This window comes from Roseburia hominis (genome assembly GCA_040702975.1).
GTDB lineage: Bacteria > Bacillota > Clostridia > Lachnospirales > Lachnospiraceae > Allocoprococcus > Allocoprococcus hominis_A.
The window spans coordinates 1,802,315-1,817,300 of record CP159990.1; the positions used below are offsets into that span (position 1 = coordinate 1,802,315).

The window sequence follows — 14,986 nt, forward strand, 5'->3', positions numbered from 1 at the left end:
CTCATAGATTAGATAGTGACCCAAAATACATGGACGAAAAGGAAGGAGAATTACATAACATGTCAGATAAGATTATTGAAAACAACCAGGTAACTATTATGGGACAGGTGGACGGAACGTTTACGTTCAGCCATGAGGTGTTCGGCGAAGGCTTCTATATGGTAGATGTGCTGGTGAGGCGCTTAAGCGGATCAGACGACAGGATACCGCTGATGATCTCGGAGAGGCTGATCGATGTGACGGAGGATTATACCGGGGAATATATTGTGGTCCACGGGCAGTTCCGTTCCTACAACCGGCATGAGGAACAGAAGAATCGACTGGTGCTGTCTGTTTTCGTAAGGGAGGTCTCTTTTGTGGAGGAGGAGCCGGACGGATCAAAAACGAACAGTATCCTGCTGGACGGCTATATCTGCAAGGAACCGATCTACCGAAAAACGCCGCTGGGAAGGGAAATCGCCGATCTATTGCTTGCGGTGAACCGGCCATACGGCAAATCCGATTATATCCCTTGCATCTGCTGGGGGAGAAATGCAAGGTATGCGTCCGGTTTTGAAGTCGGAGAGCACGTGCAGGTGCTGGGAAGGATTCAGAGCCGGGAGTATGTGAAGAAGCTGTCAGAGACGGAGACGCAGAGAAGGACGGCCTATGAGGTATCCGTGAGCAAATTGGAATGTTTGGAGGAGTCAGGGTTGTTTCATGAAGAATAATTCAAATGATTAAGCATACTGTTTTTACGGGGGTTATGGAAATTATACATTTTTTTCATAACCCTCGACTTTTTTCTCTTGTAGAGGTATAATGTCTATATAGTATAGGTATGCTCTACCTATACAGAAAGGAGGATATTATGCCAGTAACAGAGAAAAAATATCCTGACTGGGTGCAGGAGAAACGGACCAGGGGAACCACCGTCAAAAAGAAAGGTGATACTTATTATCTCTATAAACGCACTTCCAGGCGTGTTCCCGGGAAAAAATACCCACAGCCGGTAGATACTTATATCGGCATCATAACTCCGGAAGGAGTCATAAAAAGTGAAAAGAAAAAAATATCCCTGGGAGGGATAGAAGTGAGGGAGTATGGATTCTCCAGGGCAGTATGGCAGCTGTGCCCGGAGGGATGGAAGAAACCTCTGGGGAATGACTGGGAGGATGTCCTTTCGGTTATTCTGAAAAAATGGTCACCAGAGACCTACCTTGCGAAAGAAAGAGAGATAAAAACGGAGCAGGAATTTCACTATCAGTTTAATGCCCAGGCAGCATCCCTGAGCAGACGGATTTATAAAGAGCACGGAGTAGAACTTCAAAAACTGCAGATATTGAAAAGTATTTATCTGCTGTATTTTGAAAAAGAAAGGGTGATATCAAAGATTAGTACAGAACAGGAGGAACTGTTAGAAAAAACAGGGGTGGAACTTTCCGTGTGCTGAGAATGGCTTTCGGACAAAAATGCTTCTGGAATATATGAGGATGGTGCCGGATCCACGATGCGGCCGGGAGACAAAGCATGACTCTGCGGAAGTGCTGGTATGTCTGGTGACCGGTTTTCTGGCAGGAAAGACAACTATACGCAGGAGCCTTAGATGGTGTAACAAACATCTGGAAGAGCTGCGGGAATATCTTCTATTAAAGAAGGGTATCGCATCCCCGGCAACAGCATGCCGGATCCTATGGGGGATTGACGTGGAACTGTTTGCGCTGGCATTCATGGAATGGATCGGGGAGATTGTAAGCACGAAAGGAATCCATATATCAATTGACGGAAAGGCACTGCGGGCAGCAATGGAGAAAGTGAAGGATTTCAGGGCCCCGATGATCCTGAATGCGATAGATGCGGTAACGGGACTGGTGATCGCGCAGATGCCCATTCAGAATAAAGACTGTGAGATTAAGGCGATACCGGAGCTGTTGAAACTGCTTGATATCCAGGGAAGTACAGTCACAACAGATGCAATTGGGACACAGACGCAGATCATGGAGCAGATCCTTTCCCAGGGGGGACATTTTGTGCTGATGGTAAAAAAGAACCAGCCACAGTCCTATGATGAGATCGTGAAATATTTCGGAGAGATGGCAGAAGACCACAAAAAGATGAAAAAAGACAGTAACTACAGGGCAAGGTATCCGGAAATGCAGGAAAAATATGAGGAAGTGTGCCAGCAGGAAAGGAACCGTGACAGGCAGGAATACCGATGGTACAGCGTTTGTGGGGAATGCAGCCTCCTGACAAAGACACAGAAAGAATGGCCTTTTGTAAAAACAGTGGGATTAGCCCGTCAGATACGGATACCGGTTGAACGGGATCCTAAGGGAAATGATATCACACCAGATGTGAGGACATTTCTGGAAAAGGGTTCAAGAAGAAGGCCCAGACCAGTCCAGGATGAGGAAAGGCCAAAGGATATACAGAAAACAGGAATGATCTCGGATATGGAACTGACAGCGGAAGAAATGGGACGTATAAAAAGGGAGCACTGGTCGGTCGAAAACCGACTTCACCATGTGTTAGACGATACGTTCCGTGAAGACAGGTCCCCGGCGAAAAAATCAAAGATCAATCTGGCCCTGATCAGGAAGTTTGCCTATAACATCCTGCGGATAGCTATGCTGGCCGGGGACTGTTCGGAGATCATGACAGAAGCTATGGACGAGTTCAGTGATGATCCATTCTTAAGAAAGAAATATGTCTTCAACGGGATAGCCAGTTTCTATTGATATAAAATAAGTATAAGTTATTTTGAAAAAAGTGTAAATAAGATATAGGGATATTTTGCGCCTTTTTAGAGGGCAAACATCTTGGATGCGGGTAAGGAATTGCAAAGGATGCGTTTAGAAAGATTCTGATCTGAATAATAGAGGGGTTATAACAAATGAAGCTGTTTGGGAAGATTCATGAAACAACCCTGTTGGAGGAGTGAAATCGCATTGACATGGTTTCTATTTAATGATAAACTGAATCTACAAATGTAAGTCAGGAGGAATACTATGTCTATTTTTACCGGGTCAGGTGTGGCGATTGTGACACCATTTCATGAGGACGAGAGCATTAATTATGATAAATTAGATGAATTACTGGAGTACCATATCAGTCATGGCACGGACAGTATCATCATCTGCGGCACGACGGGAGAATCTTCTACGCTGTCGGAGGAAGAGCACATGGACGCGATCAAGTTCACGATCGAGCGTGTGAAGGGAAGGATTCCGGTGATCGCGGGAACCGGCTCCAACAGTACATATACGACGATTCAGATGTCGAAAGAGGCAGTGGAGGACGGAGCAGACGGTCTGCTTCTCGTGACGCCGTATTATAACAAGTGTACCCAGGCAGGTCTTGTGGCGCATTATACGGCAGTGGCGAAGGAAGCGAAGGCGCCGATCATACTCTACAGTGTGGCGAGCAGGACGGGAGTGAATATCGCACCGGAGACGGTAGCGGAGATTTTTGAGACGGTGGATAATGTGGTGGCGGTAAAGGAGGCTTCCGGCAACATTTCCCAGATTTCTAAGATCATGCAGCTTACCGATGGCAGGATCGATCTGTACTCCGGCAATGATGACCAGATCGTACCGCTTCTTTCCCTGGGAGGAAAAGGCGTGATCTCCGTTCTGGCCAACATCGCACCGCAGTACACACATGATATCTGCGCGAAGTTCTTCGCAGGAGATGTGAAGGGAAGCTGTAAGATGCAGCTTGATGCACTTCCGCTGATCGAGAAGCTGTTCTGTGAGGTGAATCCGATTCCGGTAAAGAAGGCGCTGAACCTGATGGGAATGGAAGTTGGACCGCTTAGAATGCCGCTTACAGAGATGACGGAGGCGAATGCCGCGAAGCTTTCGCAGGCCATGCGGGAGTTTGGAATTGAATTAAGGTAAATGATCAGAGGGGCTGCGAGGAGCAGGCCCTCTTATTGTCAAAAATGTGACGAAACCAGGGAGGAAGAGGAAAAATGGTGAGAGCGATTATGTTTGGGTGCAATGGAAAGATGGGACAGGTCATCACCGGACTGACAAAGGAAGATGAGGGAATCGAGATCGTAGCAGGCGTAGATGCATGGCAGGGAAGGGAGAACCCCTACCCGGTGTTTTCTTCTCTCGCAGAGTGCGATGTGCCGGCCGACGTTGTGATTGATTTCTCCAATGCGGCGGCGGTGGACGCGCTTCTTGAGGATTGCGTTGCTAAGAAGCTGCCTCTGGTGCTATGCACAACGGGACTTTCGGAGAAGCAGCTTGGCGATGCGCAGGAGGCAAGCAAGGAGATTGCGGTTCTTCGGTCCGCGAACATGTCTCTGGGAGTGAATCTTTTGATGAAATTATTGAAAGATGCGGCTAAGGTGCTGTCCCCGGCCGGATTTGATATTGAGATCGTGGAAAAGCATCACAACCAGAAGGTGGACGCGCCCAGTGGAACGGCGGTGGCGCTTGCGGATTCCATCAATGAGGCGATGGACAATAAATTTACCTATCAGTACGACAGAAGCCAGGTGCGCCAGAAGAGAGAGAAGGACGAAATCGGAATCGTTGCGGTGCGGGGAGGCACGATTGTAGGGCAGCATGATGTGATCTTTGCGGGGGCAGATGAAGTGATCGAGTTCCAGCATACGGCGTACTCCAAGGCAGTGTTTGGAAAGGGTGCGGTGGAAGCAGCGAAGTTCCTGGCAGGGAAGCCGGCGGGCCGATATGATATGAGCGATGTGATTCGGTTCTAACTGCGGGGCATACTTGAGTTGCCAAGCATACCTGAAATAAGGTCCAGTGGACCTTATTTTGGTGAAGGTCCGGCGAATCTTTCTGCCGGCTGTCAGACATATGAGAAAGAAGCGTTCGGCCTTTCATAATGATCGAACGTTATATATAAAGAGGATACTGCCGTTTTGCTCTTGGGGGTAAGCGAAAACGGCATAAAATATGAGGAGGAAATGAAAAAGATGAGTGTAATGAAAGAACGGTATCTCGAGAGGTTGTCGGAACTATTCCCGACCATAGCGGCGGCCTCCACGGAGATCATTAATCTGCAGGCGATCCTGAACCTGCCCAAGGGGACGGAGCATTTTCTGTCGGATGTCCATGGAGAGTATGAGGCGTTCGCGCACGTACTCAAGAATGGTTCCGGTTCGGTAAAGCGGAAGATCGATGAAGTGTTTGCCAATACCATGAGCGCCAGGGACAAGCAGTCTCTTGCGACCCTGATCTATTATCCGAGGGAGAAGATGGATCAGATCAAGCTGGTAGAGACTAATATGGAGGATTGGTATAAGATCACGCTATACCGCCTGATTGAGATCAGCAACAAGACGGCGGGAAAATATACGCGCTCCAAGGTGCGCAAAGCGCTTCCGAAGGATTTTGCGTATGTGATCGAAGAGCTTTTGACGGAGAAGTCGGATCTTCTGGATAAGGAATCCTACTATGCGTCTATTATCAGCACGATTATCAGCATCGGCAGGGCGGAGGAATTCATCGTTGCGCTCTGTGAACTGATTCAGCGTCTGGTGGTGGATCACCTTCATATAGTTGGAGATATCTATGACAGAGGACCAGGTCCGCATCTGATCATGGATAAACTAATGGAGTACCATTCTGTGGATATTCAGTGGGGCAATCATGATGTCCTGTGGATGGGAGCGGCAGCAGGGCAGAAATGCTGTATCGCCAATGTGATCCGCATCTGTGCTCGTTACGGCAACCTGGATATTCTGGAGGATGGTTATGGTATCAACCTCCTGCCCCTTGCTACGTTCGCATGGAAAAAATATGCGAAGGATCCCTGCGAGTGTTTCCGGCTGCGAGGAGACGCCGAGACAGAGGCCCCGCAGGAGAGAGAACTGAACATGAAGATGCACAAGGCGATCTCCATTATACAGTTCAAGATTGAAGGGCAGATTTCCAGACTGCATCCGGATTTCGAGTTTGAATCCAGGAATTTCCTGCACCTGATCAATTTTGACAAAGGTACGGTCATGATCGACGGGAAAGAATATCAGATGCTGGACGATTATTTTCCGACGATCGATCCTGCAGCGCCATATGAGCTGTCAGCGGAGGAAGCGGACATCATGGACCGTCTGGTGAAGGCGTTCCAGAATTGCGAGAAGCTGCAGCGCCATATGAGATTCCTCCTGAACAAGGGCGGACTCTATAAGATTTATAATTCCAACCTGCTGTATCATGGCTGTGTGCCTCTTGACGAGGAGGGCAACATGAAGCAGGTTCAGATTTACGGAAAGACCTACAAGGGCAAATCCTTGTATGACATCCTGGACTCCTACGTGCGAAAAGCATTTTTTGCGGTGGATAAGGTGGAGCGGGAAAAGGGCAAGGACCTGATGTGGTATATCTGGCAGGGCAAGAATTCGCCGCTGTTCGGCAAGGATAAGATGGCGACCTTTGAACGGTATTTTGTCAGCGAAACGGAACTGCATAAGGAACATAAGAATCCTTATTATACATTCTATGAGAATGAAGAAGTCATGAACCGGATTCTGGAAGAGTGCGGACTGGATACGAAGAACTCGCGTATTATTAACGGCCATGTTCCGGTCAAAGCGACAAAAGGGGAAAGTCCGGTCAAGTGCGGCGGTAAGGTCCTGATCATCGATGGAGGCTTCTCCCGGGCATACCAGAAGGAGACAGGAATCGCAGGATATACTCTGATCTATAATTCATACGGACTGATCCTGGCGTGCCACGAGCCATTTGAATCGGCGGAGGCAGCCATCGAAAAGGAGATGGATATCCATTCCAAGAATACGATGATCGTTCAGATGCCGACCAGAAGGAGAGTGGGCGATACGGATGTGGGAAAAGTGCTCACGGAGCGGATTGCCGACCTGACGGAGCTTCTGGAGGCCTACCGGAGTGGTAAGATCACTGAGAAGGCTTAGACTTGGATTGTAAAAAATTGGAAGTACCATTTTATACATATTATTTCCCTTTCTGTAAATGATAGCTTTATGAAAACGATATATTTACAGAAAGGGAGATTTCATTATGAAACATTTTAAGAAAATTTTACTGGTGATGACCTGCGTACTTGCTATGGGAGCAATGACTGCCTGCGGCAGTGACAATACGGAAGATGACATGTTAAATGGAACGACGAATAACGGAACGACAAATGGGGATACCACGGGCAATGGCACTGGTACAGGCAATGTCAATGATGCGACGGGAGGAACTACGGCGGGAGACGCCCTTGATGATGCGGCGGACGACGTGCGTGACGGAATTGATGACGTGGAGGACGATCTCACAGGCGATAATGCGGATGACCGGACCGAGAACCAGAAGAATGCAGAAAATCGTTAGTTATCTGGCAGGCCTGAAGGAAGGATCATAGGAACTTCAAGGTTTGCAACATGAGCTAATGTCAGGAGGAGACGGAAGAAGATAGTTCCGTCTCTTTTTGTTGCCAAGCATACCTAAGCGAACGTTCAGTGGACCTTCATCTTGGTTTCATAGGAATGTGTGGGAGCACATTCCTATTTTCTGGGTATTGTCAAAGAAATTACATTTTTATATAATAGAGAAATGAATATTTTTGGAGGAGATCAGGATGAAATTTCGACCATGCATCGACATACATAACGGTAAGGTGAAACAGATTGTGGGAGGGAGCCTAAAGGATCAGGGCGACCAGGCGGATACGAATTATGAATCCAGGCAGGGTGCAGCGTATTATGCGAAGCTGTATCGGAGGGATCATTTGACTGGGGGGCACATTATTCTGCTGAACCCGGCCTCTTCGCCGTATTATGAGGAGACGAGGGCGCAGGCGCTTGCGGCCCTTAGCGCGTATCCCGGGGGCCTGCAGATCGGCGGCGGGATTACGGCGGAGAAAGCCGGAGAGTATTTGGCTGCGGGGGCGTCCCATGTGATCGTGACTTCCTATGTGTTTCAGAATGGGAACATAAACTGGGAGCATTTAAAACGGCTCACGGATGCGGTGGGCCGGGAGCATGTTGTGCTGGATCTCAGCTGCCGCAGGAAGCCGGACGGAGAATACTATATCGTGACGGACCGCTGGCAGAAGTTTACCGATGTGAGAGTAAGTGAGGAAGTGATGGAGACTCTGGCGGAATATTGTGATGAATTTCTGATACACGGGGTAGATGTGGAAGGCAGATCGGCAGGGGCGCCGGAGGAATTGGTCAGGCTCCTTGCCGCGCATAGAATCAGGAAGATTACGTATGCCGGAGGAATCGGAAGCATGGAAGATCTTAAGCGATTTGAGGAATGCTCCGGGGGCAGACTGGATTTTACGATCGGAAGTGCACTGGATATTTTCGGAGGAACGATCTCTTATGCAGCGCTCGTACAGAGGGAGTCGGAGTGTGAACAGGATAAGAAGAGTTTGTGAATAGTTAATAAACTCATTGAAGAAACGGGTAAATAGTGTTAAAATGTGGAATGAATCTATTTTTGTGTGGAGTTTTTCTGCGCATATATAAGATATCAAGCATACCTGAGTGAACGTCCGGTGGACATTCATCTCGGTTGCCAAGCATGCCTGAGTGAATGTCCGGTGGACATTCATCTCGGTAGAATGGGAACCGGTGCAGATATCTGACCGGTATAGTTTTTGAGTAAGGAGTTAGGACATGGGCTTTTTCGAAAAAATATTTGGAACACATAGTGAAAATGAGTTGAAGAGGATTTATCCGATCGTTGATCACATTGAGGCGCTGGAACCAGAGATCAAGAAGCTCTCCGATGCAGAACTTGCGGGGAAGACCCGGGAATTTAAGGAACGTCTGGCTAAGGGCGAGACACTGGATGACATTCTTCCGGAGGCATTTGCGGTAGTTCGTGAGGCGTCAGTTCGTACGATCGGGCTTCGGCATTTCCGGGTGCAGCTGATCGGCGGCGTGATCCTTCATCAGGGAAGAATCGCGGAGATGAAGACCGGTGAAGGTAAGACACTGGTATCCACTCTGCCGGCATATTTGAATGCGCTGACCGGAGATGGCGTGTGCATCGTAACGGTGAATGACTACCTGGCAAAGCGTGATGCCGAGTGGATGGGACAGATTCATGAATTTCTGGGGCTGACGGTAGGCGTGGTCCTGAACTCCATGAACAATGACGAGAGACGCGCGGCCTATAATTGTGATATCACGTATGTTACCAACAATGAGCTTGGTTTTGACTATCTTCGTGATAACATGGTCATCTATAAGGAACAGCTTGTGCAGCGCGGCATGAAGTATGCGATCATCGACGAGGTGGACTCCGTACTGATCGACGAGGCAAGGACGCCTCTGATCATTTCCGGTCAGAGCGGAAAGTCGACCCGGCTTTATGAGGCGTGCGATATTTTGGCGAGACAGCTTCAGAAAGGTGAGGCAAGCGGCGAATTTTCCAAGATGAACGCCATCATGGGCGAGGAGATCGAAGAGACAGGTGATTTTATCGTAAATGAGAAGGAACGTAACGTGAACCTGACGGAAGACGGCGTCAAGAAGGTAGAGCGTTTCTTCCATATTGAGAACCTGGCAGATCCGGAGAATCTGGAGATTCAGCACAATATTATTCTGGCGCTGCGCGCACATTATTTGATGTTCCGGGATCAGGACTATGTGGTGAAGGACGACGAAGTATTGATCGTAGATGAGTTTACCGGACGTATCATGCCCGGACGCCGTTATTCGGATGGTCTGCATCAGGCAATCGAGGCGAAAGAGCATGTGAAGGTAAAAAGAGAGAGCAAGACGCTTGCTACGATCACCTTCCAGAATTTATTCAATAAATTTGAAAAGAAGAGTGGTATGACCGGTACGGCGCTGACCGAGGAGAATGAGTTCCGCGATATTTATGGAATGGACGTCATCGAGATTCCGACGAATGTGCCGGTACAGAGGCAGGATTTAAATGATGTCGTATACAAGACAAAGAAAGAGAAATTCCAGGCAGTTATCGATGAGATCTGTGCTGCTCATGAAAAAGGACAGCCGGTCCTGGTAGGTACGATCACCATTGAGACCTCCGAACTTCTCAGCAAGATGCTGACCAGAAGAGGGGTGAAGCACAATGTCTTGAACGCCAAGTTCCATGAGATGGAGGCGGAGATTGTTGCGCAGGCAGGACAGCACGGAGCGGTGACGATTGCGACCAACATGGCAGGGCGTGGTACGGATATCAAGCTGGACGACAGTGCGCGTGCGGCCGGGGGCTTAAAGATCATCGGTACGGAGCGTCATGAGTCCAGACGAATTGATAATCAGCTTCGTGGCCGTGCCGGACGTCAGGGCGATCCGGGAGAATCCAGATTCTACATTTCTCTGGAAGATGACCTGATGCGTCTGTTCGGTTCAGAGCGTCTGATGAATGTATTTACGACACTGGGCGTAGAAGAAGGGGAGCAGATCGAACACAAGATGCTTTCCAGCGCGATCGAGAAAGCGCAGAAGAAGATCGAGAATAATAACTTTGGAATTCGTAAGAATCTGTTGGAATATGACCAGGTAATGAATGAGCAGAGAGAGATCATTTACGAGGAGAGAAGGAGGGTTCTGGACGGCGAGAATATGCGGGATTCTATTTTCCATATGATCACCGAATTTGTGGAGAACGCGGTGGACTCCAATATTTCTGCGGAAGTGGATTATGAAGATTGGGATCTGGGAGCGCTGAACCGTGATCTTGCGGCTGTCATTCCGTCCCTGCCGCCGGTAAGAACGGAGGATGTGAAGGATAAAGAGGTCAAGCAGCTCAAGCATCTTTTGAAGGAGCGGGCTGCCAAGGCATATGAGGATAAGGAAGCCGAGTTCCCGGAGGCAGAGCATCTGCGTGAGGTGGAGCGGGTATTCCTGCTTCGGGTGATTGATGCAAGATGGATGAATCACATCGACGATATGGATCAGCTTCGCCAGGGAATCGGACTGCAGGCTTATGGACAGAGAGATCCGCTGGTAGAGTATAAGATGCTGGGCTATGATATGTTCGGAGAGATGACCCGGGCGATCACGATGGATACGGTACGCCTTCTGTTCCATGTGAAGGTAGAGCAGAAAGTGGAGAGAGAGCAGGTTGCCAAGGTGACCGGAACGAATAAAGATGAGAGCGCAGTGAGGGCGCCGAAGACGCGGAGTGAGAAGAAGATTTATCCGAACGATCCGTGTCCGTGCGGAAGCGGCAAGAAGTATAAACAGTGCTGCGGACGGAAATAGAAGGCCGGAAAGCAGAAGACTGGGAAACAAAAGGCCGGAATATAGACTGGTAATATAGAAGATTTGAGGTGAGAATGTGGTCGAATTAGAAGGATACAGGTCGGCACTGCTGGCCTATGAAGAGCCATTAAAGGAAATGAGGGATTCACTTTGACCTGCCTGCAAAGCAGCAAAGGGTAGAGGAACTGGAGCGTAAGACCCAGGAACAGGGATTTTGGGATCAGGCGGACGAATCGCAGAAGGTGATGAAGGAACTGAAAAGCCTTCAGGATTTTTTGAAGGAAATGGAAGAACTCTCCGGGGCCTATGAGGATCTGGGACTTTTGATCGAACTTGCGGATGAGGAAGAGGATACGGAAGTGATTCCGGAGATCCGCCGGGATTTGAGCCGGTTTGAAAAAGAATTTGAAGGAATGCGGATCCGCACGTTGTTGTCGCGGCAGTATGATAATTGCAGTGCGATCGTGACGCTTCACGCAGGTGCCGGTGGAACGGAGAGCTGTGATTGGGCAAATATGCTTTACCGGATGTATACCCGATATGCGGCGGACAAAGGATTTGCGATCACGGTTCTGGATTATCAGGACGGAGATATCACGGGGCTTAAGGCGATCACCTTCGAGGTGGCGGGAGAGAATGCCTATGGGTATTTTCAGTCGGAGAAGGGGGTGCACCGTCTGGTCAGAATCTCCCCGTTCAATTCGGCCGGGAAACGACAGACTTCGTTTGCGTCCTGTGATGTGATTCCGGATATTGAAGATGAAATCGATATCGAGATCAGCGAGGACGATCTGAAGATTGACACATATCGTTCCAGCGGCGCAGGCGGACAGCATATCAATAAGACTTCGTCGGCGGTGCGGATTACGCATCTCCCTACGGGAATCGTGGTACAGTGTCAGAATGAGCGTTCTCAGCTCTTCAATAAGGATAAGGCGATGCAGATGCTCAAATCCAAGCTGTACATCCTGAAGAAGCAGGAGCAGGAGGAGAAGATGGCCGGCATCCGCGGAGAAGTGCGGGATATTAATTTCGGAAATCAGATCCGATCTTATATCATGCATCCGTATACTTTGGTGAAGGATCATAGGACGGGTGAGGAGAATGGAAATGTGAGCGCCGTGCTGGACGGTGATCTGGACCGGTTCATCAACGCGTTCCTAAGGCAGCGCAGTAAATAATAGTTTGAAAAGCGGGAGAGAGTAGAATGAAGATAGCAGTATTAGGTTATGGAACAGTGGGTTCCGGTGTGGTGGAGGTCTTAAACGTCAACCAGGAATTGATCCGGGAGAGAGCAGGACGCGCGATCGAGGTGAAATATGTTCTGGATTTGAGGGATTTCCCGGGGGATCCGATACAGGAAAAAGTGGTTCATGATTATGGCGTGATCGCGGAGGATCCGGAGATCGAATTGGTAGTCGAAGTGATGGGCGGCGTGGAGCCTGCCAATACCTTTGTGGAGCGGGCGCTTAACGCTGGCAAGAGTGTTGTGACCTCTAACAAGGCGTTGGTCGCAAAACATGGCGCCAGACTTCTTCGGATCGCCAGAGAGCACGGCGTGAATTTCCTGTTCGAGGCCAGTGTGGGCGGAGGCATTCCAATCCTCAGAGCGCTGGGCTCTTCCCTGACTGCGGACAGAATCGATGAGATCGCAGGTATCTTGAATGGAACGACGAATTATATGATGACGAAGATGTTCTATGAGGGAGCCGGATATCAGGAGGTGCTGAAGGAAGCTCAGGCCAACGGATTTGCGGAGGCAGATCCGACTGCTGATGTGGAGGGCCATGACGCGTGCAGAAAGATCGCGATTCTTTCTTCTATCATTTCCGGCAGACGAGTGGAATTTGAGGAGATCTATACGGAAGGAATCAGCGGAATCAGCCCGCAGGATATGCATTACGCAAGAGCGCTCGGCATGACGATCAAGCTCCTTGCCGAGTGCAAGCAGGAGAACGGACGTCTGTCGGCGTGGGTCGCACCGTGCCTGATCGGCGCACAGCATCCGCTTTACAGTGTAAATGGAGTATTTAACGCTGTATTTGTGAAGGGAAATATGCTGGGGGATGCCATGTTCTACGGAAGTGGTGCGGGAAAACTGCCCACAGCCAGCGCGGTGGTGGCGGATGTGATCGCCGCGGCGCAAAACAGCGATAAGGATATTATGAACTTTTGGACTGAGGAGAAACTGGAGCCTGCGGATGTGAAGGATACGAAGCGCAGATTTTTGGTGCGTATGTCCGGGGAGTGTGCGGATTATCAGACGCGGATTCAGGAAGAATTCGGCAGTGTGGAATTTGTACTTCCACAGGAAGTCAGTGGAGAATTCGGTTTCGTGACTCCGGTCATGACAGAAGGAGAGTATTTGAAGAAGGCAGAGGCATATGAGAATGTCCTGCATATGATAAGGATAGAAGATTAGACTAAGCTGAAACATACCGTGTGAAACGGCCGAATGGCCATACGGGGTGCCCTTGGGTATACCGTGTGAAACGGCCGAATGGCCATACGGGATGCCCTTGGGTATACCTTTTGAAACGGTCGAATGGCCATACGGGATGCCCTTGGGTATAAAAAACGAACTGAGATACGTGTGCGAGGTGGAGACTTATGAAATATGTGGTGATACTTGGAGATGGCATGGCGGGAGAGCCCTTGGAGGCGTTAGACGGAAAGACCACATTGGAAGCTGCGAGAACTCCGGTGATGGATGAACTGGCGAAGAAATCCGAGCAGGGGTTAGCGCGTATGGTGCCGGAAGGAATGTCGCCGGGAAGCGATACGGCGAATTTGTCCGCGCTTGGCTATGATCCCCGGAAATATTATACGGGACGTTCGCCGCTGGAGGCACTGAGTATCGGGGTGGATATGGCGCCTGATGATGTGGCGCTGAGGTGTAATCTGGTCACACTTTCCGAGGAGGAAGGCGATTATGATAAGAGAACGATTCTGGATCACAGCTCTGATGAGATTTCCACCGGGGATGCGGCGGTTCTTTTAGAAGCATTGAGAGAAGGGCTGGCAAGAGAAGGATATGAATTCTATGTGGGAACCAGTTACCGGCATCTGCTGATCTGGCATCACGGGGAAGTGGTGCAGCTTAAGCCGCCTCATGACATTTTGACCAGGAAGATTGGCGAATATTTACCGGAAGATAAGGTCCTTCGGGAGATGATGGAGAAGAGTTTTGAGATCCTAAGGCATCACCCGCTCAACGAGAAGAGAAGACAGCAAGGCTTAAATCCGGCGAATTCCGCATGGTTCTGGGGCGCGGGAACAAAACCGGCGCTTGCTTCATTTGAGGAGAAGACCGGAAAGAAGGGCGTGATGATCTCTGCGGTGGATCTGCTCAAAGGAATTGCCGTGGGAGCCCATATGGGAGTTGTACGGGTGGAAGGCGCAAACGGTGGTCTTCACACCAATTACGAGGGCAAGGCAAGGGCGGCGGTGTCTGCGCTTGTGGAGGAAGGATATGATTTCGCTTATATCCATGTGGAAGCGCCTGACGAGATGGGACACCAGGGCCGCGTGGAGGATAAGATCCAGTCGATCGAATGGCTGGACGAGAAAGTGATCAAGGTGACGCTGGAGGAACTGAAGAGGGCAGGGTGTGATTACCGGGTTCTGGTACTGCCGGACCATCCGACACCGATCTGTAAGCGCACGCATACCGGCGACATGGTACCGTATTTGCTTTATGACAGTACGAGGACATATGCGGGTCAGGATACATATAATGAGAAGAAAGCGAAGCAGTCAGGAATCGTATGGGAAGAAGGATATCGTCTCATGGAGCACCTGCTTGGCGACTAGGAG

12 protein-coding genes are annotated in these 14,986 nt (G+C 49.6%); all 12 read left to right on the plus strand.

The features are described 5' to 3' along the window. Positions 1-59 precede the first annotated feature (59 nt). A complete protein-coding gene (locus ABXS75_08405) occupies positions 60-710 on the plus strand; it encodes a single-stranded DNA-binding protein (GenBank protein ID XCP86799.1) in 651 nt (216 codons plus the stop codon). Positions 711-850: 140 nt separating this feature from the next. Next, the gene (locus ABXS75_08410) at positions 851-1,432 is read left to right on the plus strand and encodes a hypothetical protein (GenBank protein XCP86800.1); all 582 of its coding nucleotides are present in this window, start codon (positions 851-853) and stop codon (positions 1,430-1,432) included. Between the two features lie 40 nt (positions 1,433-1,472). Then, complete coding sequence (locus ABXS75_08415) at positions 1,473-2,717, plus strand: ISAs1 family transposase (GenBank protein XCP86801.1); 1,245 nt, start codon at positions 1,473-1,475, stop codon at positions 2,715-2,717. Between the two features lie 270 nt (positions 2,718-2,987). Beyond that, entirely contained in the window at positions 2,988-3,878 is an 891-nt protein-coding gene (gene dapA, locus ABXS75_08420) for a 4-hydroxy-tetrahydrodipicolinate synthase (GenBank protein ID XCP86802.1), read from the plus strand. A gap of 74 nt (positions 3,879-3,952) precedes the next feature. After that, complete coding sequence (gene dapB / locus ABXS75_08425; protein XCP86803.1) at positions 3,953-4,711, plus strand: 4-hydroxy-tetrahydrodipicolinate reductase; 759 nt, start codon at positions 3,953-3,955, stop codon at positions 4,709-4,711. A gap of 219 nt (positions 4,712-4,930) precedes the next feature. Further along, on the plus strand, positions 4,931-6,886 hold the full coding sequence (locus tag ABXS75_08430; GenBank protein ID XCP86804.1) for a fructose-1,6-bisphosphatase: 1,956 nt from the start codon (positions 4,931-4,933) through the stop codon (positions 6,884-6,886). Between the two features lie 106 nt (positions 6,887-6,992). Beyond that, positions 6,993-7,310: a hypothetical protein gene (locus tag ABXS75_08435; protein ID XCP86805.1), complete on the plus strand. Its 318-nt coding sequence runs from the start codon at positions 6,993-6,995 to the stop codon at positions 7,308-7,310. 247 nt (positions 7,311-7,557) lie between these two features. Next, the gene (hisA, locus tag ABXS75_08440) at positions 7,558-8,361 is read left to right on the plus strand and encodes a phosphoribosylformimino-5-aminoimidazole carboxamide ribotide isomerase (protein XCP86806.1); all 804 of its coding nucleotides are present in this window, start codon (positions 7,558-7,560) and stop codon (positions 8,359-8,361) included. A 241-nt stretch (positions 8,362-8,602) separates the two neighbouring features. Continuing rightward, on the plus strand, positions 8,603-11,170 hold the full coding sequence (gene secA, locus ABXS75_08445; GenBank protein ID XCP86807.1) for a preprotein translocase subunit SecA: 2,568 nt from the start codon (positions 8,603-8,605) through the stop codon (positions 11,168-11,170). A 76-nt stretch (positions 11,171-11,246) separates the two neighbouring features. Further along, positions 11,247-12,351 (plus strand): peptide chain release factor 2 gene (gene prfB / locus ABXS75_08450; protein XCP86808.1). Its coding sequence is split into 2 segments (ribosomal slippage): positions 11,247-11,321 and positions 11,323-12,351, totalling 1,104 coding nucleotides; the frame shifts between segments, so codons are not numbered across the junction. A gap of 26 nt (positions 12,352-12,377) precedes the next feature. Continuing rightward, entirely contained in the window at positions 12,378-13,592 is a 1,215-nt protein-coding gene (locus ABXS75_08455; GenBank protein ID XCP86809.1) for a homoserine dehydrogenase, read from the plus strand. Positions 13,593-13,780: 188 nt separating this feature from the next. Further along, positions 13,781-14,983: a cofactor-independent phosphoglycerate mutase gene (locus tag ABXS75_08460; protein ID XCP86810.1), complete on the plus strand. Its 1,203-nt coding sequence runs from the start codon at positions 13,781-13,783 to the stop codon at positions 14,981-14,983. The last annotated feature ends 3 nt before the right edge of the window (positions 14,984-14,986 follow it).

Excerpts from the sequence above, each read along its gene's own strand:
- ABXS75_08405 (XCP86799.1), top strand. The coding sequence starts at position 60 with ATGTCAGATAAGATTATTGAAAACAACCAGGTAACTATTATGGGACAG.
- ABXS75_08410 (XCP86800.1), top strand. The coding sequence starts at position 851 with ATGCCAGTAACAGAGAAAAAATATCCTGACTGGGTGCAGGAGAAACGG.
- ABXS75_08415 (XCP86801.1), top strand. The coding sequence starts at position 1,473 with ATGGTGCCGGATCCACGATGCGGCCGGGAGACAAAGCATGACTCTGCG.
- dapA (XCP86802.1), top strand. The coding sequence starts at position 2,988 with ATGTCTATTTTTACCGGGTCAGGTGTGGCGATTGTGACACCATTTCAT.
- dapB (XCP86803.1), top strand. The coding sequence starts at position 3,953 with ATGGTGAGAGCGATTATGTTTGGGTGCAATGGAAAGATGGGACAGGTC.
- ABXS75_08430 (XCP86804.1), top strand. The coding sequence starts at position 4,931 with ATGAGTGTAATGAAAGAACGGTATCTCGAGAGGTTGTCGGAACTATTC.
- ABXS75_08435 (XCP86805.1), top strand. The coding sequence starts at position 6,993 with ATGAAACATTTTAAGAAAATTTTACTGGTGATGACCTGCGTACTTGCT.
- hisA (XCP86806.1), top strand. The coding sequence starts at position 7,558 with ATGAAATTTCGACCATGCATCGACATACATAACGGTAAGGTGAAACAG.
- secA (XCP86807.1), top strand. The coding sequence starts at position 8,603 with ATGGGCTTTTTCGAAAAAATATTTGGAACACATAGTGAAAATGAGTTG.
- ABXS75_08455 (XCP86809.1), top strand. The coding sequence starts at position 12,378 with ATGAAGATAGCAGTATTAGGTTATGGAACAGTGGGTTCCGGTGTGGTG.
- ABXS75_08460 (XCP86810.1), top strand. The coding sequence starts at position 13,781 with ATGAAATATGTGGTGATACTTGGAGATGGCATGGCGGGAGAGCCCTTG.